Raw genomic sequence first — 22,324 nt, 5'->3', positions numbered from 1 at the left:
CTCAGTCCTCCGGGTGTGCCTGGCGCTGGTGGAGGTCCCGCCCGCGCTTCGTGGAGAAGTCGCGCGGGCAGCCGCCGCACGCGAACCTGCCATCCGAGTTGGGTTCTTCGTCCTGGCTTGCGTCGCTTCGGTCGCTGTCGTCGGCGGGGGCGTCCTCCAGCGGCGCGAAGTCCGGCGGCGGCAGCGGCACCGGGTCCGCCGGGTACGCCGCCTCAGGAGCGGGCGGCAGCGGCTCCCCGGGGATCCCCTCCCTCTCCGGGGACGCCGCTGCCGGGGCCTGGTCGGGCGACACGTACGGCCGGCCGTCGACCACAGCGCCGATCAGCAGCTCCTCCGCGATGTCGGGGAAGAGGCGGGCCGGGACGGCGAACGTGTGCGGGCCGACGGTGCCGACCTTCGGGCGCTGCGCGACGGCCCAGCGGGCGAAGCCGACACGGCGGTCCCTGGTCGGCTGAATGTGGATCAGGTTCCTGCTGCTCACGGGCAAGTCACCACCGAGATGGCGCACACGACGCAGGTCGTGGCGACGACGTAGGTCCGCTCGACCAGGACGCGCCGGTCGTTGTTGCGGATGTTCACGGACTGGCCGGGCTGGTCGGGCACGGTCACGGTCGGGCCCCGGCGCACGACGACGGGGCCGGTGATGTAGAGCCAGGCGGTGCCGGGGTCGGCCGGGATGTTGCCGGGGCCGGTGTTCATCGCCGAGTAGCCGGCGCCGATGATCGCGCAGTTCCCGGCGAGGGTGCGCAGCGACCCGGTCTCGGGCTCTTCGCGGACGAGGTTGCAGCAGCCGAGGAGGGCGGCCGCTCCGGCGGGGACGTGGAGGGTGCCGACGCCGCCGTACGACTCGGCCAGGCAGCCCTCCAGGGCGGCGACGCCTTGCGCGATGTTCACCGGCCCCTCAGCGGGGGTGAGGTCGACAGCCGTCGTGGCGAGGTGCTGTGTCCAGAACCCGGCCTCTACGGCCTGCTGCTCGCCGAGCGCCAACGAGGCTTCGGCATGGGCGCGGGCCTCGGCGTAGGTCCAGCCCATCGTGGAGCACTCCGACCCGGCGTAGACCGTGATGGGCTCGGCGTGCTCCAGCTCAGGGCGGCAGAACTCCTTCTGCGCCGGGGCGCCCGGCGACTCGTCATCGTTGATGCACGGGTCCTGCCACACCTGCACGGGGCAGCAGCCGAGCGCCAGCCACTCGACGCCCAGCAGCTCGTGGACGTCGTCGACGTCGCGGACGTCCGTGCACGTGTTGAGGATCCCGTGCGGGAGTGGCCTCCCGGGGATCGCCTCGACGTACCTTCGCAGGCCTGCGGCCACTGCTCGCCTCCGTGTTCATAGGGGTGTGCCGGGCCCGCGCCTCGGTCGGGCCCGGCACGAATGGGGGCGGGCAGGGATCAGGCCGCGGGGCAGGTCAGGAGCTGCTGGCCGCCGGTGGTGCCCGAGGGGCAGACCGGGACGGTGACGTACCGGGTGTCGACGGAGCGGTCGATCAGCGCGATGCACTCCTCCGCGAACAGCGCCGTGTAGTCGTTGGTGCTGAACTTCGTGCTGTCGTGGATCACGCCGAGGTTGACCTCTTCGCCGCGGCCCAGCTGGAGCTGGCCGGCCGGGTAGATCAGGAAGCTGATCTCGTCCGGCCACGCCGTGGCGGGGGTGGCGCCGCCGATGTCGGTCGGCACGGCCGGGGTGAGGTTGCGGGCCCACTGGATGCGGACACCGAGCGGGCTGAACACGTCCTGCACGTCGGCGTTGGAGACCTCGTCGATGCCGACGCCGTTACGGCGCGCGATGTCGGCGAGGAACAGGTTCCGCGACCACCACGGGAAGACCACTTCGAGGCTGATCGAGTCACAGAAGCTGTGGCGCTCGATCATGTCGGCGGCCTGCAGCGCCACAGCGGCGAACACGGCGGACACGGCGCCGAACGTGGCGGCCAGCGTGACCGGGGTCGCCAGGGCGGTGGCCTTCGTCCACAGCTCGGAGCGGATGCGGATCTCGTGGGCGACCATCGTGTTCCGCAGGTACCAGGACACAAGCTCCGGGAAGTGGCGCTGCGTCAGGATGCCTGCCTCAAGGCAGACACCGACCGCGTCACAGCGGACCTCCACCGGGTCCGGGCACGGCACCTTGAAGCACGGCTTCGTGGCGCCGGAGATGTCGTCGGCCTCGGTGTGGACCCAGGTCAGGGCGCCGACGTCCAGCGACGGCGTCTTGTAGTAGCGCAGGCCGCCCCGGGCGAGCTGCACCTCGGGCAGGTCCCACAGCATGTCGGGGCAGGCGATGTCGGTGATCTCGTACAGCGTCTCCGACGGGGCGCACCAGCCACCGGACGCGACTAGGTTCTGCTGCGGCAGGCGCCGCTGGTCGGCCGCCCGCATCGCAACCTCGGTGCCCTCCGGCGCCGACGACGAGTCGGTGACGATGAGGTCAGCCGCGTACGGGTGCCGGTAGGAGATGACCTGACCGACGCCGCCGCCCGCGGTCTTGAGGGCGTTGGCGCGGGAGATGATCCCAGCGGTGATCTGGCCGAACTCCAGGGCCGAACCGGGGGTGTAGCCGGGGACATCGACCGCCGCAGTGATGCTGGTGGTCGGGGCCGGCGGCTCCGGCAGGACGCGGGGCTGACGCTGCCGCACACCGGACAGGTTCAGGGAGCGGCGCGCGGCCGAAGCGGTCTGCGCGACCGGGGCGGGCGGGGCGACGGGCTCCGGCTCCACCACCGGGGCGGGCTCGGCGGCGGCGGTGGCCGGCTCGGCGGCCTGCTCGGCCTCGGCCGCTGCGGTGGCCTCCTCCTCGCCGCGGATCTGCGCGGCCAGGGCCTCGATCTCGCGGGCGGCCTCCTCGGCGGCAGCGACGCGGGCGGCCTGCTCGGTGCGGATGGACTCGACACCGGCGGCCAGCTCGCGCATAGCGGCGAGGCCGTCGGGGGTGACGTTGTCGGACGACGACAGGGCATCGAACGCGGCGCGGGCGCCGTCGAGAACCTCAGACAGCTCATCGTCGGAGAGGGCAGTCAGGTCCTCAGGAAGCTCGAACTCGGCCATGGGACGGATCTCCAGTGATCGATCAGGAGACCCGGCCCACAACCAGCAGTCGTCTAGTGGGGCATCTTAGCCCGCGCGTCCATTCGTCCGCAGGCCCTGCGGCGTGGGGGAGCTATGCCCAACATTCAGGCATCCAGTTCGTCGAACGTCATCTGTACGGACCGCCCGCCGCACTGGCTGCACTCGCAGTCGAAGTACGCCATGTCCGGCACCTCCCAGGGGCTATTCACGTACCGATCGCCGGGAAGCTGCACCTGAATGCGAAACAGGGGCGGTCCGGGTACAGCGCGCAGTATCTGATCGCCGCACGCACCCAGGGCGTACGTGGCTTTTACGTGCTCGAACTGTCCCAGGGGTGGCAATTTGCTGGGGACTGATTCCTTATCATCGTCTATGGCGACAAGTTTGAGGCCCTGGCCCACGCTCTGCCAATGCCGCTTACGGGGCGGAATCAGATGCCTTCGCCTACGCAACGTTGCTGCCGGTCTCACCTCTATCCACACCTGCTGGATCTGGATCGGCGTCTCACCGAGGTTGGCGAGAAAGAGATTGAAGGCAGCCGACCTCCTCCCAGGCTTGAGGGACGCGCCCGCCATCAACACCCTTAGGGAAAGTCGTGGCTTCTTACGCCTGTAGTTGGCGTGGGCGATCGCCATGTTGCATGCCGTGAATAGGGCACTTCCCCCAGCTATGCCGCGCGCGACCCAATCCGGATCTGCCATCTCGCCCCCGTCCGCATACTTTTGGAGGCTCTAGGAGACGTGCAGATCGGCTACCTCGGTTCCGGGAGCCCGGCGCGCCGTGCGACGCGCCGGGCTCGGCCGGTCAGGCGTCGGGCTCCTTCCCGACCTTCGCGTCGGCCGGCGTCTTGCCCTTCTCGCGGACCTCGCTGTCCGGGTACCGCTTACCTACGGCCTCGGCGGTGGCCTTGTTCGCGGACGTGAAGACGACCTTCCCGTTCTGGGCGACGACCTCGAACTGCTGGCGCTTGGACTGGCAGGAGCAGGGCATCAGTGGGTTCCCTTCGGTTCGGGCGTGGTCTGGTCGGGCAGGGTGATGGAGGCCGCGAGCGCGGCAGCTTCAGCGCGCCGTTCCTCGTCACGTCGGGCCATGGCGGCGGTGAGGGCGTCGATCAGGCCAGGGTCGGCGAGGAGCGCCGCCACGGTGGAGGCGTGATCCACAGGGCCGTCCACGGCCGGGGATACCGTGTCCTCACCGTGTCCGGGCGCGGCGTCCGGGTGTCCGGACACGGTGTCCGCGCTGGTCAGCAGCCCTGCGGCCGACGCTGCCAGGGCGAGGTTCGCCCGCTCGGCGACTGCGGTCGCGACGAGCGGGGACGAGTGTCCGGGCACCGGTACGGACAGCACGGCGCGAAGCTGCCAGCCGTTGCGGCCCTTCACCATGTGGTAGCTGGGCTGGCAGGCGGCGAACACCTGCCGGTCCCACTCGGACAGCCAGGGGGCGGCGGCGCCGGAGAACCACAGTCCGCCCTTGCTCATGCCGACGGTGACGATGCCGGCCACGGTGCGGGTGTCGTCGAACTGGCAGGCGGCGGTCTCGCACTCGGCTCCGTCGCGGTGGTGGCCGACGTTCATGGTGAAGGCACCGGCGCGCACGGTCTGGCCGTCGTCGAGCTGGAACCGGGCCCGTAGGAAGTGGGTGAGGTCGAGCTTGCCGAGACTGTCGATGGTGATCTTCTTGCCGGGGAACCCGGCGTGCGGCTCACCGGCCTGGGCGACCCAGCCGTAGATCCGGCCGCCCGCGTAGTGCACCCCGCCCGAGCCCGGCGGCAGCTCCTCGGGGGTGGGCTCACGGAACCAGGCTGCGGGCATCGGCGGGGTGTCCCGCATCGCCGACCAGGCGGACGCCTCAAGCTCCGTCAGGGCCTCGGCGCCTGACGCGGTGACGGCGGGGCCTTCGGGGATGGTGGAGGCGGCCATGTACTGGCCTCGGGCGAGGCGGACGATGCGGCCGGACTGGGCGGCACGCACCAGGTGGCCGTGGACGACGTCCATGCGCATGCCGAGGGCGCGGGCGACTTCGCGGGGGCCGACGGGGAGCGGGGACGACGACACGTACGTGATGACGCGCTCGTGTGGGTCGGTGGAGGCGGCAGCGACCACCGCGGCGGCCGCCGCTTCCTCCTGGTCGCCGGGCGGGTCGATGACGATGCGGGCCCGGTCGTACGCGGGCATCGCCACGAGGGTGGCGCCGCGCATGCGGGCGCGGGTGATGCGGATGAGGAAGTCACCGGCCTGCTCGGAGTGGACCACGACGCCTTCGGGGTCGTCGGCGTCCCCGGCCGCGGCGGTGAGCATGCCGGTTCCGGCGAACGCCTGCCGGACCGCGTCGCGGGACACCCTGCCGCCGGGGCCGGTGATGAGCTGCACCGCGCTCGCCGACCGGGACAGCGCGATCCCGGCCGCCGCCCAGTCTGCGGCGCTCCGCGCCGTGAGCATCCAGGCGCCGTCCTCAAGGCGGAGAAGGCTGGCCTGCGGGAGATGCGCGGAGGCGTAGATCAGGAAGCCCTCTTCGTCTTCGGTGACGGTGCGGTCGACGAACTCGACGTCGACCGAGTCCAGGTCGACGGAGACGCCGAGCGGGGCGCCCTCATCGAGGAGCGTGCACGCGTCGGCACCGGCCGGCCGGTTCGCGTACAGCACGCCGGAGCCGGTGATGCGGTCGCCGTCGCGGCCGACGGTATCGATGGCCCCGGCCAGTTCGGCGCCTTCGTGGCCCATCAGCATCTCGTCGGCGTACTGGAGCGGCCACGGCCCGGCCTCCCAGTACAGGGCGCCTGCGGCGAAGATCCGGCCGTCGCCGGTCTCCTGGTTCTCGAAGGCCAGCGCGGTGTCGTCGGGTGTGGACCAGGTACGCGTGGCCAGGGCCGCCGCGGTGGTCTCCTCGTCGTCTCCCATGGGTGTGTCCTCCTCGGTGGCGAGCGGGATGTCCGTGTGGTCGCCGGCGAAGGCGACCCTGATGCAGTCGAAGGTGATGGGGCCGAGGCGTTCCACGAGCGCGCCCAGCAGCCCGAAGTCGGCGCTGTACGCCGCACACACATGCGGCTGCCAGGGCGAGTGCTGCACGGGGATCTCGGGGCCGCGCGAGTCCTCCAGGGCCACGCCTGCGGCGGCCCGGGTCTCGCCGAGGGTAGGCGCTTCGCTGGGGCGGTCGCGGTCGTCGCCGACGGACCACACCCATGACGGGGCGTCGCTGTCGGCGTTCCAGTGGGCGGCGCCGAACGCGTTGGCGTGGACGGGGCCGCCGAGGTCGGCGGCTGCCGCACGGACCAGGTCAGTCAGCTCGGCGCGGGACTCGTCGCTCCAGTCGGCTCCCTCGCCGAGGAAGTACAGCGTCAGGTGGAGCTCGGCCGCGTCCTCTCCGCCGTCGAGGGCCAAGCGCTGGGCGTCCTCGTCCGACGGGATGAGGGCGATCATCGCGCGCTTGAGGTGGGACCCGTCGGCGGCGGCCTGTAGGGCGGGGCTGGGGGCAGTCGTCACGGGCGGCTCCTGCGATTCGAAGACACGGGCCCGTGGGCTCGCTTGAGAATCAAATGCGGCACTTCGGATTTCCGGGTACAAAGCGAGGACGCAGCGGCAGTTCACCACCTCCGCCGCGGGGGCCGTCGGGTCGTGCGGGCAGTCCATGGCGATCCCGGCGACCGTGAACGGCTCGTCGACCAGGCGGATCTGCCCGTTCACGTCCTCGTGAGACTCCCGCACCCGGTCGTCGCGTCGGGTGATCCACTGCTTCACGATCGGCCGGTCCGGGCCAGTCACCGCGCGGGCGGTGGCGAGGGTGGCGGTGTTCCAGGCGCGCCCTGCTTCGGTGCGGGCGATGCGCTCCTCGCGGGTGTCGCCGAGCTGCGCGCCCTCGCGGTCGAAGGCCGTGCGGAGGCGGGCGCGGAGCTGGTCGATGGTCTCCCCCGCCTGCACGCCCTCCGACAGCTCGGCGGTGGCGACGTCGGCCAGGCGGTCACCGACAGCCCGCAGCAGGTGCTCCGTGGTCTCCACGTAGGCACGGAACGGCTCGGGGAGGGTGCCGTCGTCGTACCGGCCCGGGAGGTCGTCCCAGCCGGCCGGGAGGGGCGCGTCGACCGCGTCGGCCGAGACCGTCGCGGCCTCTTCGGAGACGCGCAGCAGGCGGCGCACGATGCGCGGCATCCGGCTGGTGAACATCCGCGCGATGCGGGACACCGAGAAGCGGGCGGCAACGATCTCGTCCGCGACCGCCAGCTCCTGCCCGAACTCCGTGGCGACTTCGCGCAGGACGTCGGCGACCGTGCGGGCGATGTCCTGCTCTGCGGCGGCCAGGCGCTCCTCGAGTTCAGCCACGGCGCTGCACCTCCGGGCTTGGGCCGACGGCCTTGTCCGGCACGCCCGGCTCGCCCTCCAGGGCGTTCTCCCGGATGCGCCAGGCGTGCAGCTCCTCCCAGACCTCGCGGCCCGGGCAGCGCGAGCACCAGCCGTGCGCACGGTGGGAGGCACGGGAGTGCCCGGGCGGCGCCACGCGCGGTGAGGACTCGTCAGGCATCGGGCAGCTCCAGACGCGGGTGAGGGAGGGCGTTGCACGCGGTGCAGACGGCCCAGCCGCCAGCCGGCCGCGACCCGTCGGGGACGACGACCGACACCGTGATGACGGTCAGCGCGTCCTCGGCGCACTCAGGGCAGCGCCGGGCGACGTCCGCAACGGCGTTCGCCGCGTACAGCGGCACGTACTCGCTAGGCGGCTCCGTCACGGCGGGGCACCTCCTGGTCGCTCGGGTCGTCGCAGATCTCGCACCACGACCAGGTGCCGACCGTCGACACCCCCTCGGGGGTGAGCAGCAGCAGTTGGCCGTCGAGGCGCGTCCACGCCTTGCAGCGGTAGCACCAGGCCGTCGCGACGTTGCCGGGGACGACCGTGAGGAGCGGGACGGGGGCGGGCGTCACGCGGCCGCTGCCAGGCACGAGGTGAGGACGCCGGGGACCACGCCGTAGTCGTGCTCTACTCCGGCGGCGATCAGCTCGCGGGCGTAGTCGTCGAGCGAGGCGGTCAGGCATTCGGGGTCGAGGCCGTACCGGCCGGCGATCTCGGGGACGCGTGCCCATGCCCCGTCGAGGAGGCGCCACTTCTCCACGCCGTCGGCGGCGACCGGCAGGGCGGTATGGAGGGCGGCGGCCTGGATCTCGCGGGCCCGGGAGCGTTCGGAGCGGGGGCAGGCCGGGGTGCGCTTCAGCTTCTCCCCGGCGGCGGAGAGGGCGGCCCAGATCAGGCCGTCGGCGGCTGCGTACAGGGCAGCCCGGTCGGGGGCGGCGGAGGCCGGGAGGTCGTCGGGCTCGGGCTCGTCCTGCTGGGTGTCGGGCGGGCTGGTCGTCTCGTCGACCGGCAGCTCGGGCTCGGCCGGTGCCTCCTCTTCGGCGGCCTTCTTCCGGCGGGCGAGCTCTGCCTCGTCGGGGGCGTCGGAGTCGTCGAAGCCGGTCTCACGGCGCAGCGCCTCGTCGCTGATGACGCCTCGGTCGTGGACCTGCAGCGCGGTCTCGGACCGGTTGGCGCGGACCCGCAGGGGGCTGCTGTCGTACCAGACCATCCAGCGGTGCCAGTCTTCGATGCCTTCGGCTTCGAGGAGCGGGCGCATCCACTGCTGCGTGATGGCGTACGAGAGCGTGGCCAGCTTGGGTTCGATACCGAGGCGGATCGCCTCTTCTGTGAGGGCCCATGCGCTCCAATGATTGACGTCGCCGAGGCCGAGGAGGAATTCGGCGGGGATCTCCATGCCGATCGCGAAGCGGCGCACGGCCTCCTCTCGGAGCTTGAGCGCGAGCTCGTCGAAGTCGGACTCGAACGTCAGCAGCTTGAAGTCGCTGATGGACTCGGCGGGGACTTCCAGCACGATCGGGACGGTGGCGGCGGCGCTCTCGGGGTCGCGGATGGCGGTCTCGGCGACCGTCATCAGGATCTCGATCAGGTCGTCCTCGGCGCCGGCCTGCGTGGTCGTCGTCGGGAAGCGGGTGCCCTTGGGGACGAGGAGGATGCCGCGGCCGGTCAGGCGGGAGCGGGCGATGGCCTTCACGGCGGCGTTCAGCAGCTGGAGTTCTTCCAGCAGCTCCAGGGAGGAGCGGACCGGGGAGTCGGCTTCGATGGCGCGCTCGGGGTCGGCTTCCCACACGCGGATCGCCACGGGGGCGTCGGGGTCGACGTTCTCCTGGTCGCCTTCGGGGACCTCGATCTCGTCGCCTTCGATGGTGGCGATCAGCTTCCCGGCCTGCTGCCTCACCTCACGCACCGACAGCACACGCCAGTCGTGGCCGTCTTCGGGGCTGTCGGGGCTGAGGACGTCCGCGTTCGGGCGGACGATGATCCAGCCCTCTCCGGGGACGGTGAGGTGTTTCCCGAACGCGCCGAGCATCTTGGCCTGCCCGTCGGGGCCTCCGGCGATCTGGGACACGATCTCGTTCGCCCGGTGGTTGTCGGGGGCGCGTTCGATCGTGCCGTCGTCGGCGCGGCGGGCGGCGTACAGCAGGGCGCCGGACATGGCGTTGCCGATCCAGTTCGCGGCGAACCGCACCTCGGGCACGGCGTGGTACATGTCCCAGGCGCGGTTCTGCCAGCCCTGATCGGGGCTGCCGCCCTTGCCCCGGACTTTGCGGGCGACGTAGCGGGACGCGGCGGCGGAGAGCATCGTGGGCGCGGCGGTGGTCATGAGCCCACCCGGCCCATCGTGTCGTCGACACGGTTCATCAGCACCGCGGCGCCCGCGACCGCGAGCCACTCGATGCCGTGCACCAGCAGCGGCGCCTGGTCGAACCGGCCGGTGGCGAGGAGGTAAGTCGCGAGGATGGCCCCGGCGACCCACCAGCCGGTGCAGTACACGCACGAGATCAGGGTGATCACGAACGTGCGGGGCTTCGACTCGGGCCGCTCCAGGTGCCAGGCGAACACCTTGTCACGGGCCGGATCGAGGATGGAGTCATGGACGAGCAGCTGGGTGCCGCGGTACCCCGCGAGCCCTAGCAGGGCGAGTTCAACGGGACCGATCAAGGTTCGCCCCTCTGGTGAAGATCCGCCGGATGTCGGCGGATATCATAGGGGGATCACCGATCCGGGCGTCCGTGAGCGAATTCGCAGGTCAGGCCCGCTATTTCCGATCACGACGGATTGAGGGCGCTACGGGCCGGGTTGTGTAGGCTGCCCGTATCGGGAACCGGCTGCGTGCTCGGCTGGCGCGGGGCGTGTGCACCTCCGCAGCCGTCGGCCCTCCTCCCCAGCGGGGTCAGCTCTTAGCCTCACTCCCACAGCCCGACGCTGGCCGAACCTGCGGCTCCTTCGTGACAATCCCCAGCTGGCCTGCGCCCGGCCCAATGCTGCCGTTTTCAGAGTCATCGTCATCGCGGCCGAGGTCACCCGTCACGCGACTCCACTCCACGCCGTCGCGGTCTACAAACCAAATGCCTAGCCCGCTGATGACGGCCACGTCCGGAAGTGGCTTGGTGCTCACCCCTGGTTGTGGCGGAGTCCACGCAGGCGTGCCCTCCATGAACCTCAAGGCTTTGCGGTCCATCACGGTGTCCGTGCAGGGCGGTAGGTCTCCCAGGACAATGTTGAAGGTGACGTCTCGCACGTGCCTCTTGTTGCTCGACCTCGTGAAATCTGGCCACCAGGCATAGAAGGTGACGCGGGCATCAACCACTGGATCTGGAGATCGATTCAGCACGTGTACACCGCTGTCAGCCACCCAGACCGACACACGCGATGCCTGCTCTCGCTGTTGGTCTTCGCGCTGCTCTTGGGATTGAGTCAACTGGTCATTCGCCACGAGGGCGCTGTAGATCGTGCCAACGCCGGTTGCCAGCAGGCCACCGACGCTCGCAACGATCGTGATGACCGCACCCCAGGTGACAAGCTTCCCGTGCCTCGGACCCGCTTCCGCTGGCTGGGCCCCTTCTTCTCCCTGACCTGCTTCGGCTCGCCCAAGGGGCCGGATTCCGCTGGGACCAGGCGCGTGCCTCGCTCGTCGGAATCTCGTACGTCGTGGGGTGGCGTAGCCCGGCACGTGCTCCTCCTCGCTGCTCTGCACAGAGGGACGCACGGTACCGACGGCTGGCTCCCTTGGAGGCCGGATCAAGACAGGATGGGCCCATACCGGGTGTCGGCGGCAGCGTTCGGTCGGCGCGGGGACGTGTGCACTCCCGCAACCGTCGGCCCTCCTCCCCCAGCGGTTAGCCGGCCGCACCACCGCCACAGGCTGGCACAGGTTTCACCTGAGGTTCCCCCCGCAAGACGCCCGTCCCTACCTTGCGCGCATGAGAATCTCGCGGGCTGACGGCCACGGCGTTGCCGCCTAGTCGCTCCAGGGAGTTCCAACGCCGTAGCCACCCGATACCATCGCGGTCACTGAAGACAAAGCGCTCCAGATCCAACCACTCGATGCGCGGCTGCTTGTGCCATTCGTTAGGTGGCACTAGTGGAGCGTTGCGCTTTGGGAGGTCGCCAAGGGGCGGCTTGGCTGTGTCCAGCCGGTACATGAACTTCGCGAAGTCGTAGACAAGCACTGAACACGGCGGAATGCTCGGCTCCTCCAGCGTGTAATTCACCGCTAGCTGGGGCTGGCCCTTATCGCCAATCTTGGTACGGAATTGGACGTGCACACGCTGAACTGGGTCAGATGACCCGTTGATCAGGTGCAGGAGTTGACGGCGGTCGGACCCCTGGCTCCCATAGACGGAGACCCGCATGGCCTGGCCGCGCGCCCTCAGTTCAGCCTCCTCCTGCCCCTGTGCGAGCTGGTCGGAGGCGACACGGGCGCCGTAGTAGGTGGACCAGGCGGTGAATGCAAGGCTCCCGATACCCAGGAGAACCGTGACCGTCGCCCCTACCCCAGTCCACTGAATCCGACGCCACCAGGGCTGCGGCGGGTCCGGTTCTTGCTGATCAACCACTTCAACTCTTTCGCGGGCCCGAACGCGTGTCGGACCAGGCCGCTGCCTGGCCAGACGCAGTCTGGTTCGCCTCGGGGTCCCCGTCTCTGGCACGTGCTCCTCCTCGCATCTCTGGACAAGGGGACGCACGGTAGCGGTGGATGGCTCCCAAGAAGGCCGGATCAAGGCACAGGGCGGGCCCCCGCCGATCGCGCAGCGGGGGCCCTACTCAATGCAACGAGGGCTCCTCGGGGGGATTCGGATGCCCTCACTCCAGTCTCAGCGTGCGGCCGCCGCGGTGGTGTCGCATCCCGGCGCGGCTGGGCGGGTGACGGGTCATCGGGAGATCTGCCGGGTGTACGCCGCGGCGGCGCCGGTGGCCGGCCGGCCGATCCGGCTGGGCTGCTTCCTGCTCATTCCGCCGGTTTCGGGTTGCAAGCTACGAGATAACGGTCCAGGTCTATCGAGAGTTGCTTCCTGATACTCGTCATGGCATCGGAGTTCCCGGCTTCGCGAGCATCGGCGAAGAAGCGCATGTCCGCGGCCACAGCGGTGAGCGCCGATCTGACATCAGCGTCGTGGGCGGCGTCGGCGGCGTCGGTGTAACTGGATGCGATTCCGACAAGTTGGGAGTGGGACACGTCCCCCTCCAGGGCAGCGTTCGCGGCGGCAGTAGCGGCAGAGCCCGCCGTACACCCGGGGTCTCTCCCGAATGTCGACTCAACCGTCGGGGTCGGTTCGGGCTGCGGAAGGGTTGGCATGGGCTGCGGAGTATACGTCGTCGGCGTAGCGGTGCTGATCGGAGACGATCCGTCAGAGACCACCCACTCCTTCAACTCTTGCATGTTCCCCGCGCCCAGCCAGGCGACGATCGCGAGCACCGATGCAACTGCCCCGGCCATCGGACCCCACCTGCCGGTCCCGTCACCGTCAGATCCTTCTGTCATGGGCCCCCTCCCCTTGATGTGGGCTGACGATACGAACACGCTCGCCGCGGGCTGCCCGGTTCGCCGATTAGATGGTTTCGCTGTGACTGCTGAGGCTAGGCTGCCGGACTCAGGCCGTCGCCACAATGGCTCCATCACCGTGACAGACTGGCGGGTCATCGGGAGATCTGCCGGGTGTACGCGGCGGCAGCGCCGGTGGCCGGCCGTCCGATCTGGCTGGGCTGCGGGGCGGTGGGGAGCGGGGCGTGGACGATAGCGCCCTTGTTGGCCTCGGGGATCAGGCCGTACGCCAGGACACACGAGGCGTCGATCCGGCCGGGCGAGTCCGGGTCGGTCGGCATCCAAGTCGCCCACTCCCGCTCCATGTCGGTGAACACCCCGCGCAGCCGCACCTTGTCCTGCACCATCAGCTGCGCCACCGGTTCGGCGCGGAGCAGCTTGCCTTGCTTGGCGCGCACCGGGGCGATGGCGGGCATCAGGACACCCTTGGGGATCTCCCCGGCGTTCTGCAGCGCCTCCCAGGACGTCTGGATGGCGAGCACGCACATGTCGCGGCCGAAGTTCCACTCGACGTAGATGATCGCCGCGTTCGTACGGTGAGCGAGGCGGCACGCCGCGGTGGACCACTCGGCCGACGACATGGCCGCCGAGACGTCGTCGGTGACCCACACCCGCCCGTCGTCACCCAGGAAGCCGCCGATGACGCCGGCGACGTCGCGGCCGCCGCCCGAGGGGTCGATGGCCACGGCGATCTTCTGCGGCTCCACGGTCTCGCCCGGGTCGCGGATGAGGCGCAGCAGCTCCTCCGACACCAGCGCACCCTCAGCCGGCTGCGGGTCGCCCTGGGCCAGGGAGTGCCAGTCACGCACGATCGACGTGCGCTTCATGTCCTGCCACCACGCCAGCAGCGCCCGCCGGTCCCTGGTGGGGATCTTCGGGTGCGGCAGCGGGTCCTCGGGCTGGCGGCCGAGCGGGTCGGGCCCGAACTTCGGGTCGGCGATCGCGGGGAGGTGGACGACCTTCCACCGGCCGCCGTCCTCCACGCGGCCTTCCTCCGCGAGGCGGCGGCCGGCGAAGTCGTCCGGGTGCCAGCGGGTCATGATGGCCACCACGGCGTTCCGGTCCGGCTGCAGACGCTTCAACGCGGTCGACGAGTACCAGTCGTGCAGGTGCCTGCGGGACGCCTCGGACTCGGCATCGGCCCGGTCCTTGTGCGGATCGTCGACGATCAAGCAGTTGTGGACGAGTACCTGGCCTGCAAAGAAGTTGCTCGTTCCTTCCACTTGGAGGTCATAGACGCGGACTGGTCGGCCGCGTACCGGGCGAACCACGGCCACGGCGTCGTAGTCGACTTGTGGTGCACCGCATGGCACGTCTTGCAGAGGCTGACCAGGTTCTCCGGGTGGTTGTCCCGTACGTCCTCGTTGATGTGGTGCACGTGGAACGTTGTGCGGCGCTGCTTCTTGCCCTTGCGCACGATCGTCATGAATGTCTCGGGTGTCTTGCAGGCCACGCAGCGTCGCCCGTCGCGGTCGAGGATCAGCGGGCGCATCGCTCGGAACCAGGTTGCATACGAGGTGCCGTCGGTGTACCGCGAGTTGCCCTCGCCGGTCATCCGCAGCGAGTGCGCCAGGTCGGCGCAGGGCCGTGAGCAGTAGGCCGTCCTGCTGCTCTTCGGCCGGAACGTCGTGCCGCACTGCTTGCACGCCTTCTCGGGGAGCTTCCGTGTGCGCTCCTTCGGGTGCTGTTCCTTGCAGGCCAGCGAGCAGTACCGGATTTGCCGCCACTGCTGGTTCGGCATCTCCGTCCCGCAGCCCACGCACGCCCGGGTCTGCGCCCTGGCCTTGGCCCAGCAAGTGCGAGAGCACAGAAACTTCGTCTGCCCGCGTTGGACCTTCTTCGCGTGGTCTGCCTGCGGGAGTCGGTACATTTCGCCGCACACGTCGCAGGTCAGCGTCATCAGAAACGCGGCCTTCCGACAGTCCGCCGAGCAGTACGTCTTGCCCGTCACGCGGGGCATGGCCGTGCCGCAGTGTCCGCAGGTCTGCGGTGCCCCGCCCCGCGCCTTGTTCGAGCAGGCCCGACCGCAGAACGGCCCCGGCTTCCCCTCGCGTCGCGCTCTCGCGAGTACCGAGGGAAGCCGCCAGAACGTCTCGCTGCACTGCACGCACGCCACCTCGATCAACGTCCGGCCCCGTGATGAGAGGGTCTCCCGGGCGGAGGTCGGCGGCAGCAACGTACCCGCTGCCGGGGACGTAGAACCGGTGCTCTGGGGTGCAGCGGACCGTTCGGCCAGCTCGGGTGACGACTTCAAGGGTCTCCCTCTCGCTCACGCTCGTAGCGGTGACGGAAGCCCAAACCGCGCGTTCGTGGTCATGGTCGTACGCCAGCACAGGGTCCGTGCTGCCGGAGCCGACGTATGCACCAATGGGAACGTCACCGCGCGGCGTACGGATCACCACGTCACCGGCCACACAGTTTACCGAATGCCCCGTCAAACCCTTACCAACTGATACAGATCGGACTCCACCGCCCTTCGTCAGTGACCAGTCCTGCATGGCACCGGAGCCGGCCAACAGCCGCAGGTCGTACTCGGCGCCGTACTCCTCCACATAGGCACGGATCGTCTTGCCGCGCCTGAGCGCCAGGTCGTCCGAGTACGAGGTGACGGCGACCTTGTCCTCGGGGTGCATCGCCAGCCACCAGAACGGGAACCACTCGGCGACCGTCGTGGACTTCCCGACCTGCGGCGGGGTGATGATCAACAGGCGGTCGTAGTCGGGCCAGGGCCTCGCCGATGACCCGAAGGTGCGGGCGCATCCGGTACGTGGCGTCGAGGCCCCGGGCCAGGGTGACCGGGTTCGCCAGGAGGTCCCGGCTCATCGCGTTTCTGGCAGCCTCCAGCTGCTGGTACACCGCGCCGTCGTCGGCGTGCACCAGTTGGGCGTCCCCGGGCGGGCGGCTCACTCCTCCTCGCTGCCCTCGTCCTCGTCGCCGGCGGCCGGGCAGTCGCCTTCGTTGCCGTCGTCCTCGTCGTCGCTGCCGTCGACGGCTTTGACGCGGCGGGCGACGGTCGCGGCGAGGTCGGCGATGCGCAGGCGCCGCTGGTCGGCGGGTAGCTGCTCGAACTCGGCGAGTTGCACGGCCAGTGGGTTGCCGCCCTGCCCGGTGAGGGCGATCGTCTCCGTGGGGTCGCCGAACAGGACGCGCCGGTGCCGCATGGCGACGTCCAGGAGGCGCACGAAGTCGCCGACGGTCATCTCGGCGGCGTTCAGCGAGCCGAGGCGCTGCGCCAGCTTGCCGACGATTGCGCCGAGCAACTTGGCGTCGGTCTCGGCTGCTTTGCGGCGCTCTTCGAGCCACATGGCCTCGTACAGGCGGTCCAGGTGGCGGTCGTGGGCCTCGGCGCGCTCGCGCCACCGGAACTCTCCGGCGACGTTCCTCACATGCCCGTACGCGAGTGTCAGGCCCTCCGCAGCCTTCACCAAGGTTCTCGCGCGGCCGAGGTCACGGTACGTGAGGAACTGGCCGTGCTTCTTGGGGGTCTCTTTGGGCTGCCGTTCCCAGGGATCCAGGGCCGGATCAAGGGTGATGGGCGGGTTCGTGGTCATCGTCGTGTCCTGGCCGTCGTGTGCCGGTGTCAGGTAGTGGCCGGAGCAGGGGTGTCGAGGTAGGTCCGTGCCCACAGTTCCAAGACCTTGTGCCGGTGCTCAGAGGGGACGTCTCCTCGTGCCACTGCCTGCTGAATGGCCCGCTCGATGGTCGCGGCGGACTGTGCGGGGATGGCGTCGGTGTGGAGCAGCGTGAGGAGCGGCGCCATGCCGTGATGCCGCGCTTCGCCGGTGTCGCGGTCGAACCAGCCGTCGGCGAGCTCGTCGGCGTGGTCGGTGAACGTCTGGAGGATCACGCCGAGGGCTGTGGCGACGTTGGTGACGTCGTGGCTCTTGGAGGCGAGGTCGAGGCCGGCCATGACCTGGTCGTACTGGCGGAGCTGGGCGACCCAGACGGCGTCTGCGCTCGAGGACAGGGCGAGCGCGTCACGGATGACGTCTTGGGCGGCCTTGAGGTCGTCGGGGAGGAACACGATCGCCAGGGTCTGGAAGGTGAGGTTGGCCTCGCTGATGGAGGGGCTGTCGAGGTCGGCGAGGAGTTCGAGGGTGGCGTCGTCGATGCCCGCGTACTCGCGCCAGTCGAGTTCGTCGATGCGCTCGTACAGGGTCTTGAGGATGGCCAGGTCGTCCTCGCCGACGATGCTGTTGTGGGAGATCTGGATGCCGAGGCGCTGGCCTTCGGGCAGTTCCTCGTCGGTCTCCAGCCAGTGGATCTCTTCGAGGCCCGCTTCGACGGCGGCCTTCACGCGGTGGTTGCCAGACAGGACGATGCGCTGCCCGGTCTCCTGGTTGAACCACACGAACGGCGTGGACGTGAGGGCGCCGTCGCGGCGCACGTTGCCGACGAGCTGCTGGAACTGCTCATGGCGCATGTACCTAGCGTTAAGTTCGAGGAGGGTCAGGTCGCGGGGGTCACCAGACTGCACGCTGATCTTCACGGGGTCGTCCTTCCAGACGCGGTGAGGTGGGGGCCGTGAGCAGCGGCGGGGGGCGGTGCGGGGCGGTCAGTCGCCGGATGCGGCTGCGGCGCGGGCGCCGGCGGCCGGCTTGAGGTCCTTGGCGTACCGCTTCTTCCACTCGGTGAGGACCTGCTGCATGGGCTTCCCGGTGTACGGGCCGCCGTACTGCAGCTGGTACTGCTGCGCGTAGTACGAGTCGTTCGGGTCGATGCCGTGCGCCCAGTCCTCCTTGAGGACGTCTTTCTGATCGCGCTTCAGCAGGCGCAGCACGCCGCGGTACTTCATCGACACCGGGCGCTTCGTGAACGCCGTGGTGGCGAGGGACTGGTAGCGGCGGTGTCCGTGCCGCCAGGCGAGGAGCTGGGCCTCGCGGGACACGGCGGCCATCACGATCAGCTTCGACAGCTTCGCGTACCGGCTGGTGGACACGGGGAAGTCGGACAGCAGGTAGACGCTGGGCTGCTGCGGCAGGTGCGCGGCCCAATTCCCGAGGGTCGGCGCCCACGAGTACGCGAACACCCCGACGAGCTTCCGGTCGACGAAGACGGCGACGGCAAGGGACTCCGAGCCCGGCCGGATGTTGTGGTTCATGTACGCCGACCGCAGCGCCGCGAACTGCCCCGAGGTGAGGACCGCGAGGCTGGCGGTGTCGCCGATCTCTTCGTCGGCGAGGTGCGGGCCGGGCCACGCTTCGGTGTGCTGGCGGGGCTGGACGAGGCGGATCGGCCCGGACTTGGCGTACACCCAGATCGGGATGCCGCGGTTCGTGGTGCGGGTCCGGCCGCGCAGGAACTCCTCCATCTCCGGGATCTCCTCGTTGGTGCCGAGCAGCCAGTGCTCCCGGTCCGTGATCCGCTGGATCAGGTACTCCAGCTCAGGATCCTCCATGATCGTGAACTCGGGCGGAGTCCACTCGAACATCTCTTCCAGCTTCGCGAAGTCCCTCACGAAGTTCTTGCCCGCGCCGTGGAACGGCGGATAGGACACGACTCCGGCCCCGTCGGGGATCTTGTCGACCCACGTCAGGGCGTCCTCGGCGGCGTACGAGGCGAGCTTGAGCGACTCGCCGGCGGCCAGGATCTTCGCGGTGGTCTTCGCGTGGAGGTCGGGCCACTGCTGCTCGTAGGCCAGGCGCATCTTGTCCCAGTACGGGTTGGAGCGCTTCCCCATGAGCGGGGCGAGGCGCGTGCACAGCAGCATCGTGGCGAGCTGCTTCTCCGGGGCGTCGTGGTACTGGGTGATCCACGGGAACTCGGCCTCGGCGGACGGGGTGAGGACGAGCGGGTACGGGTCGCCGGCGTAGTACCGGCCGATCGCGGTGGAGTACATCAGCACGTCGCACGAGTGCAGGTTCTTGCCGAGGCTGGCGATGGTCTTCTCTACGGTGAAGTTCCCGCAGCACACGTTGTAGACGTCGGTGACGTCGGTCCAGAGGGAGACGTGCTCCCTGACGATGCGGCACATGTCCGCTGGGATCGAGCCGTGGAACATGGGGGCGGCTCCTCGACGAGGGGCGGTCAAGACGGGGCGAGATGGTAACGCAACCGGCTAATCCGGCATCTGCCGCGTTTCCCCTGCTCAATGCCGAAGGCCCCCGCCCTGCTGGGCGGGGGCCTTCATCGGAGCGCCGGCCAGGATTCGCACCTGGACCTCCCGGCCGGAAGCCGGGTGTGCTGCTGTTACACCACCAACGCGCGGTCCGATCGCGCCGCTGCTCAGAACGACCGGCCGCCACGGAGCATACATCACTCTCCGTGATCAGATTTGATGTGCCGTCATCTGCCGTAGCCTCGTACCTGGCGCCACATGGCGCGCCGGTGTCGTACTTCGCGTCGCACGGCACGACGCCAGAGGGCCTTGCGCCGCTGTGAGACCTGCTCTGCGAGCCGCCCGCTGTTCAACTCGCGCACCCACTGCCTGCCGTCGGCATCCGTGAACTGCACCGCCCAGTGGACGATCTTGCGATCGCCCAGCCTGTAGAGCGTCGTAACTTCCGCATCCTCATCGGGATGGAGAAGTCCAGCAATCCCCCATCCCTCAAATCCCACGTCCTCGGCTGTACCCCCGCCATTCGGCCGCAGCCAGCCAAGCATCCGAACATGGTGAATTGCACGACCGGCAGCGTTGCGCACGTGAGTCGTTCTCTCTTCATCGCTCGAGTCCCGCCAGCAGATCACCTTCATGGCATCTTCGCGCTCGGCCTTCTTCCGGTCGCGCAGGATGATGTAGAGCGCCAGCAGCACCGAGCCGCCGGACAGGATCGCGCTGAACCAAGCCGGTACCGTGCCCCAGTCCATGCCCTGTGCGGTCTGCATTCGCGCCTCCCCCTGAGATCCCGTCAGTACCGAGGACGCTCAAAGCTGCACAGCCGTTGCAGCCCCGTCTCGGATCTGTGCGAGGCGCTGGAGCTGGCGGCCGATGCCCAGGCCGTGGAGCGGCGCCGTCGCGCGGGGCCACACGGAACGGGCCGCCGCGGCGTACTTGGCGCCGGCGAGCACGGTGACGTCGTCGGCCTGGTCGACGGCCAGGGCGCGGGCCTGGGCGCGCAGCTCGTCGGGGGTGACGGCGTCCGGGTCGTCGATGCGGGTGTCGTACGGCTCCAGGCGCTGGTCGAGGGTGACCAGGCCGTAGCCGCCGGACAGGATGAGGACCTGGCCGCCGTTGCGGGTGAGGGCGTCGGCGGCCTGCCTGCACGCCTGGTGGTAGCGGCCGATGTAGAACTTCCCGGCCGGGGCAGGCTCGTGCCACTTGAGCCGGGCGCAGGGGATCACGATGAGGGGCTGATTCGGGCTGGTCACGGGGGGTGGCTCCTGGTGGTGTCGGTGGGGGCGGGGCTGGATGGGGCTGTGGCCGCCTCGTGGCGGCCACTTGGGGGGAGGGAAGGCAGGGGGGTGTGATCGGCTTAGGCGCCGGTGAGGCCGCTGAACAGGTCCGGTTGCACCGGCTGGGGGCGGGCCGGGGCCGCGGGTGCCGCGTGTTCGAGGTGCCGGGCGACCGTCCACCGGGCCCAGTCGGCGCGGAGACCGCGGGGCAGGCCCAACAGGATCAGGTGGTCCGCCCGGACGTCGTGCACGGTGCCGTCCAGCGACAGCCAGATCTCACACTTCGGGGCGCGGGGGGCGGTGAGCATGGCGAGGAGGTGGATGTCGCCCCAGCCGGGGTGCAGCCCGCCGGGCTTGACCCACAGCCACAGGCCGGGTCGGACGTCGCCGGGGCCGGTGAGGTCGTGCCGGTAGGGCGGGCGCTGGCGGCGCGGCCGGTACGGCTTCGGCGGGTAGTAGTGGCTCGGCGGGTAGTGCGGCGCGCGGCCCTGCGCGGTGTCGGCGGCCCGGGCGGCGACGGCCTCGGCTGCGGTGTGGCAGCGCGGGCCGGTGTGCCAGCGGCGGGGGCCGCGCTGCTCCCACCAGGTGGGGCTGCCGCAGTCGCACCGGCCCGGCGTCAGGTACGAGGCCGCGGTATCGCACGGCCACGGGGCCGAGCACTGGCGGCACGTCCAGGTGGCCGCGCCGGTCTGGGGGAGATGGTCGTCAGGGAGGCGGATGGGGCGCATCGTCGGGTCCTCTCGGGGTGTGGGAGGTCGGGCGGGCCGAAGTCCGGTAGAAACGCGGTGAGGCCCGGGGAGCGCTGCCTGCTCCCCGGGCCTCACCTGCTGCCGGGCTGCTACTGGAGGACCTGGGCGCCCACGTTGAGCAGGGCCAGGGCGTCGCGGAGGTTCCCCGCGCCGCACACGAACACGCCGGGCAGGTCGAGCGCGCCGTGCTCGGCGGGCACGACCACCGTGCGGCGGCCCACGTTCCTCGCGGCGGCGACCGCGGCGGGCACGTCGCCGGCCGACCGGAGGGTGCCGTCGAGGCCGAGTTCACCGATGACGGCCACGTGCTCCAGGACCGTGCCGGGCAGGGGACCGGCCGCGGAGAGGGCCGCGCACGCGATGGCCAGGTCACCGGCCGGGCTCGGGCCGGTCCAGGTGGTGCGGGCGGCCACGGTGCCGCCCGGCCAGCCGATGCCCGAGTTCAGGATGGCCGCGAGGATCCGGTCGCTGGTCTCCCGCTGCTCGGTGCCGTCGAAGTCGGTGACGCGGAACGGGCCGTGACCGGCGATGAACCCGGCTTCGACCTCGTGCAGGACACGGCCCACGACGGCCGCCGCGCGGGCCTTCCCGGGCTCCGCCTTCGCAGCCGGGCTGAGGCAGTCGGTGTTGCTGTCCTCGGTCAGCCCGTAGTCGGCGAGGCCGGACACCTTGCCCAGTTCGGCGACCAGGGTGGTGACGGCCTCGCGGGCGGTGGCTGCCCACACGGTCTCGATCGTGCCGAACGCGTCGTGCGCGTCGACCTCCAGCTCCTCCAGGGCCCGCGCCCGCTTGTCCGGGTCGGTCGGGGCCGGGGCAACGTCCCACAGCTCGAAGCCGGCTCCCTGCTTCTGCCCGGCGACGATGTACTCGCGGCGCTCACGCTCCTCGGGCGTCCCGGGCAGGGTCAGGTCGTACATGCCGCTGTACGCGTCGGGGTTCGACCACCCCATGTCCTCGAGCGCCTTCTCGTCTGCGCCCAGTTCCAGCACGTCACGCATCAGGCCCTCGACCTCGTCGACGACGCCGTCGGGCAGACCGGCGCCCGCGCTGGCCGGGGCGTACCAGAGCACCGAGCGGTCGCAGTCGCGGACGGTGCGCAGCTCGCCGTCGGCGGTGTCGACGCCGATCGTCGCGGCGGCCGGCAGGTGAGGCCGGATCAGGTGGGCGACGTAGGCGGCGGCTGCGGCCAGCGCATCGCGGCGGGCCTGCGTGGCTGTCGCGTACGCGTCGTTGAACGCGTGGGACAGGGCGGCCTCTTCGGGGCTGGTCGGGCAGGTCTCGGTCATCGGGGTTCCTCTCGT

General features: G+C 70.3%; 21 protein-coding genes, 1 tRNA gene and 1 pseudogene. All 23 read right to left on the bottom strand.

Features of this window, described 5'->3' with window-relative positions; all coding sequences use genetic code 11:
* Position 1: 1 nt before the first annotated feature.
* Positions 2 to 481, bottom strand: coding sequence for a hypothetical protein (locus tag B085_RS0114345; RefSeq protein ID WP_018559256.1), 480 nt, complete (start codon positions 479 to 481; stop codon positions 2 to 4).
* Positions 478 to 1,311 (bottom strand): hypothetical protein, encoded by an 834-nt coding sequence (locus B085_RS0114340; protein WP_018559255.1) that lies wholly within the window; start codon positions 1,309 to 1,311, stop codon positions 478 to 480. The genes B085_RS0114345 and B085_RS0114340 overlap by 4 nt, the downstream gene beginning before the upstream one ends.
* Before the next feature lie 77 nt (positions 1,312 to 1,388).
* Positions 1,389 to 3,038, bottom strand: coding sequence for a major capsid protein (locus B085_RS0114335; RefSeq protein ID WP_018559254.1), 1,650 nt, complete (start codon positions 3,036 to 3,038; stop codon positions 1,389 to 1,391).
* A gap of 125 nt (positions 3,039 to 3,163) precedes the next feature.
* Positions 3,164 to 3,694, bottom strand: coding sequence for a hypothetical protein (locus B085_RS0114330; protein WP_158689721.1), 531 nt, complete (start codon positions 3,692 to 3,694; stop codon positions 3,164 to 3,166).
* A 169-nt stretch (positions 3,695 to 3,863) separates the two neighbouring features.
* The gene (locus B085_RS0114325; RefSeq protein ID WP_018559252.1) at positions 3,864 to 4,049 is read right to left on the bottom strand and encodes a hypothetical protein; all 186 of its coding nucleotides are present in this window, start codon (positions 4,047 to 4,049) and stop codon (positions 3,864 to 3,866) included.
* The gene (locus tag B085_RS0114320; RefSeq protein WP_018559251.1) at positions 4,049 to 7,372 is read right to left on the bottom strand and encodes a phage minor head protein; all 3,324 of its coding nucleotides are present in this window, start codon (positions 7,370 to 7,372) and stop codon (positions 4,049 to 4,051) included. The genes B085_RS0114325 and B085_RS0114320 overlap by 1 nt, the downstream gene beginning before the upstream one ends.
* A complete protein-coding gene (locus B085_RS0114315; RefSeq protein WP_018559250.1) occupies positions 7,365 to 7,571 on the bottom strand; it encodes a hypothetical protein in 207 nt (68 codons plus the stop codon). Before B085_RS0114315 ends, B085_RS0114320 begins: the two co-directional genes overlap by 8 nt.
* Complete coding sequence (locus B085_RS0114310) at positions 7,564 to 7,776, bottom strand: hypothetical protein (protein ID WP_018559249.1); 213 nt, start codon at positions 7,774 to 7,776, stop codon at positions 7,564 to 7,566. The genes B085_RS0114315 and B085_RS0114310 overlap by 8 nt, the downstream gene beginning before the upstream one ends.
* Complete coding sequence (locus B085_RS0114305; protein WP_158689720.1) at positions 7,760 to 7,969, bottom strand: hypothetical protein; 210 nt, start codon at positions 7,967 to 7,969, stop codon at positions 7,760 to 7,762. Before B085_RS0114305 ends, B085_RS0114310 begins: the two co-directional genes overlap by 17 nt.
* On the bottom strand, positions 7,966 to 9,720 hold the full coding sequence (locus B085_RS0114300) for a hypothetical protein (protein ID WP_018559247.1): 1,755 nt from the start codon (positions 9,718 to 9,720) through the stop codon (positions 7,966 to 7,968). The genes B085_RS0114305 and B085_RS0114300 overlap by 4 nt, the downstream gene beginning before the upstream one ends.
* A complete protein-coding gene (locus B085_RS0114295; RefSeq protein WP_018559246.1) occupies positions 9,717 to 10,058 on the bottom strand; it encodes a DUF1360 domain-containing protein in 342 nt (113 codons plus the stop codon). The genes B085_RS0114300 and B085_RS0114295 overlap by 4 nt, the downstream gene beginning before the upstream one ends.
* A 2,290-nt stretch (positions 10,059 to 12,348) precedes the next feature.
* A complete protein-coding gene (locus B085_RS0114290) occupies positions 12,349 to 12,837 on the bottom strand; it encodes a hypothetical protein (RefSeq protein ID WP_018559245.1) in 489 nt (162 codons plus the stop codon).
* A gap of 200 nt (positions 12,838 to 13,037) precedes the next feature.
* Entirely contained in the window at positions 13,038 to 14,165 is a 1,128-nt protein-coding gene (locus tag B085_RS50730) for a hypothetical protein (RefSeq protein ID WP_234018570.1), read from the bottom strand.
* Positions 14,111 to 14,683, bottom strand: a complete 573-nt coding sequence (locus B085_RS50725; RefSeq protein ID WP_234018569.1) for an HNH endonuclease — start codon at positions 14,681 to 14,683, stop codon at positions 14,111 to 14,113. Before B085_RS50725 ends, B085_RS50730 begins: the two co-directional genes overlap by 55 nt.
* Positions 14,684 to 15,194: 511 nt before the next feature.
* A pseudogene (locus B085_RS51900) lies at positions 15,195 to 15,440 on the bottom strand (hypothetical protein); the annotation flags it as partial.
* Between the two features lie 405 nt (positions 15,441 to 15,845).
* Positions 15,846 to 16,493 (bottom strand): hypothetical protein, encoded by a 648-nt coding sequence (locus tag B085_RS0114265; RefSeq protein WP_018559241.1) that lies wholly within the window; start codon positions 16,491 to 16,493, stop codon positions 15,846 to 15,848.
* 29 nt (positions 16,494 to 16,522) lie between these two features.
* On the bottom strand, positions 16,523 to 17,431 hold the full coding sequence (locus B085_RS0114260) for a hypothetical protein (RefSeq protein ID WP_026251026.1): 909 nt from the start codon (positions 17,429 to 17,431) through the stop codon (positions 16,523 to 16,525).
* 66 nt (positions 17,432 to 17,497) lie between these two features.
* Positions 17,498 to 18,943, bottom strand: coding sequence for a hypothetical protein (locus B085_RS42345; RefSeq protein WP_018559239.1), 1,446 nt, complete (start codon positions 18,941 to 18,943; stop codon positions 17,498 to 17,500).
* A 132-nt stretch (positions 18,944 to 19,075) separates the two neighbouring features.
* Positions 19,076 to 19,146 (bottom strand) — tRNA-Gly (locus B085_RS0114250).
* Positions 19,147 to 19,227: 81 nt separating this feature from the next.
* A complete protein-coding gene (locus B085_RS0114245) occupies positions 19,228 to 19,767 on the bottom strand; it encodes a hypothetical protein (protein ID WP_018559238.1) in 540 nt (179 codons plus the stop codon).
* A gap of 39 nt (positions 19,768 to 19,806) precedes the next feature.
* Positions 19,807 to 20,250 carry a DUF6884 domain-containing protein gene (locus B085_RS42340; protein ID WP_018559237.1) on the bottom strand — a complete coding sequence of 148 codons (444 nt, stop codon included), beginning with the start codon at positions 20,248 to 20,250 and terminating at the stop codon, positions 19,807 to 19,809.
* Positions 20,251 to 20,354: 104 nt separating this feature from the next.
* Positions 20,355 to 21,002, bottom strand: coding sequence for a hypothetical protein (locus B085_RS45605; RefSeq protein WP_018559236.1), 648 nt, complete (start codon positions 21,000 to 21,002; stop codon positions 20,355 to 20,357).
* A gap of 110 nt (positions 21,003 to 21,112) precedes the next feature.
* Positions 21,113 to 22,309 (bottom strand): magnesium chelatase domain-containing protein, encoded by a 1,197-nt coding sequence (locus B085_RS0114230; RefSeq protein ID WP_018559235.1) that lies wholly within the window; start codon positions 22,307 to 22,309, stop codon positions 21,113 to 21,115.
* Positions 22,310 to 22,324: the final 15 nt, after the last annotated feature.

Origin of the sequence: Streptomyces sp. BoleA5, assembly GCF_000373665.1 — a bacterium.
Classification (GTDB): Bacteria; Actinomycetota; Actinomycetes; order Streptomycetales; family Streptomycetaceae; genus Actinacidiphila.
Note: the sequence above shows the minus strand (reverse complement) of the source record. Positions and strands in the feature narration are given on the sequence as shown.

Excerpts from the sequence above, each read along its gene's own strand:
- B085_RS42345 (WP_018559239.1), bottom strand. The coding sequence starts at position 18,943 with ATGTTCCACGGCTCGATCCCAGCGGACATGTGCCGCATCGTCAGGGAG.
- B085_RS45605 (WP_018559236.1), bottom strand. The coding sequence starts at position 21,002 with ATGCGCCCCATCCGCCTCCCTGACGACCATCTCCCCCAGACCGGCGCG.
- B085_RS50725 (WP_234018569.1), bottom strand. The coding sequence starts at position 14,683 with ATGCCGAACCAGCAGTGGCGGCAAATCCGGTACTGCTCGCTGGCCTGC.
- B085_RS0114290 (WP_018559245.1), bottom strand. The coding sequence starts at position 12,837 with ATGGCCGGGGCAGTTGCATCGGTGCTCGCGATCGTCGCCTGGCTGGGC.
- B085_RS0114245 (WP_018559238.1), bottom strand. The coding sequence starts at position 19,767 with ATGCAGACCGCACAGGGCATGGACTGGGGCACGGTACCGGCTTGGTTC.
- B085_RS0114335 (WP_018559254.1), bottom strand. The coding sequence starts at position 3,038 with ATGGCCGAGTTCGAGCTTCCTGAGGACCTGACTGCCCTCTCCGACGAT.
- B085_RS0114300 (WP_018559247.1), bottom strand. The coding sequence starts at position 9,720 with ATGACCACCGCCGCGCCCACGATGCTCTCCGCCGCCGCGTCCCGCTAC.
- B085_RS0114265 (WP_018559241.1), bottom strand. The coding sequence starts at position 16,493 with ATGACCACGAACCCGCCCATCACCCTTGATCCGGCCCTGGATCCCTGG.
- B085_RS0114315 (WP_018559250.1), bottom strand. The coding sequence starts at position 7,571 with ATGCCTGACGAGTCCTCACCGCGCGTGGCGCCGCCCGGGCACTCCCGT.
- B085_RS0114325 (WP_018559252.1), bottom strand. The coding sequence starts at position 4,049 with ATGCCCTGCTCCTGCCAGTCCAAGCGCCAGCAGTTCGAGGTCGTCGCC.
- B085_RS0114330 (WP_158689721.1), bottom strand. The coding sequence starts at position 3,694 with ATGGCGATCGCCCACGCCAACTACAGGCGTAAGAAGCCACGACTTTCC.
- B085_RS0114230 (WP_018559235.1), bottom strand. The coding sequence starts at position 22,309 with ATGACCGAGACCTGCCCGACCAGCCCCGAAGAGGCCGCCCTGTCCCAC.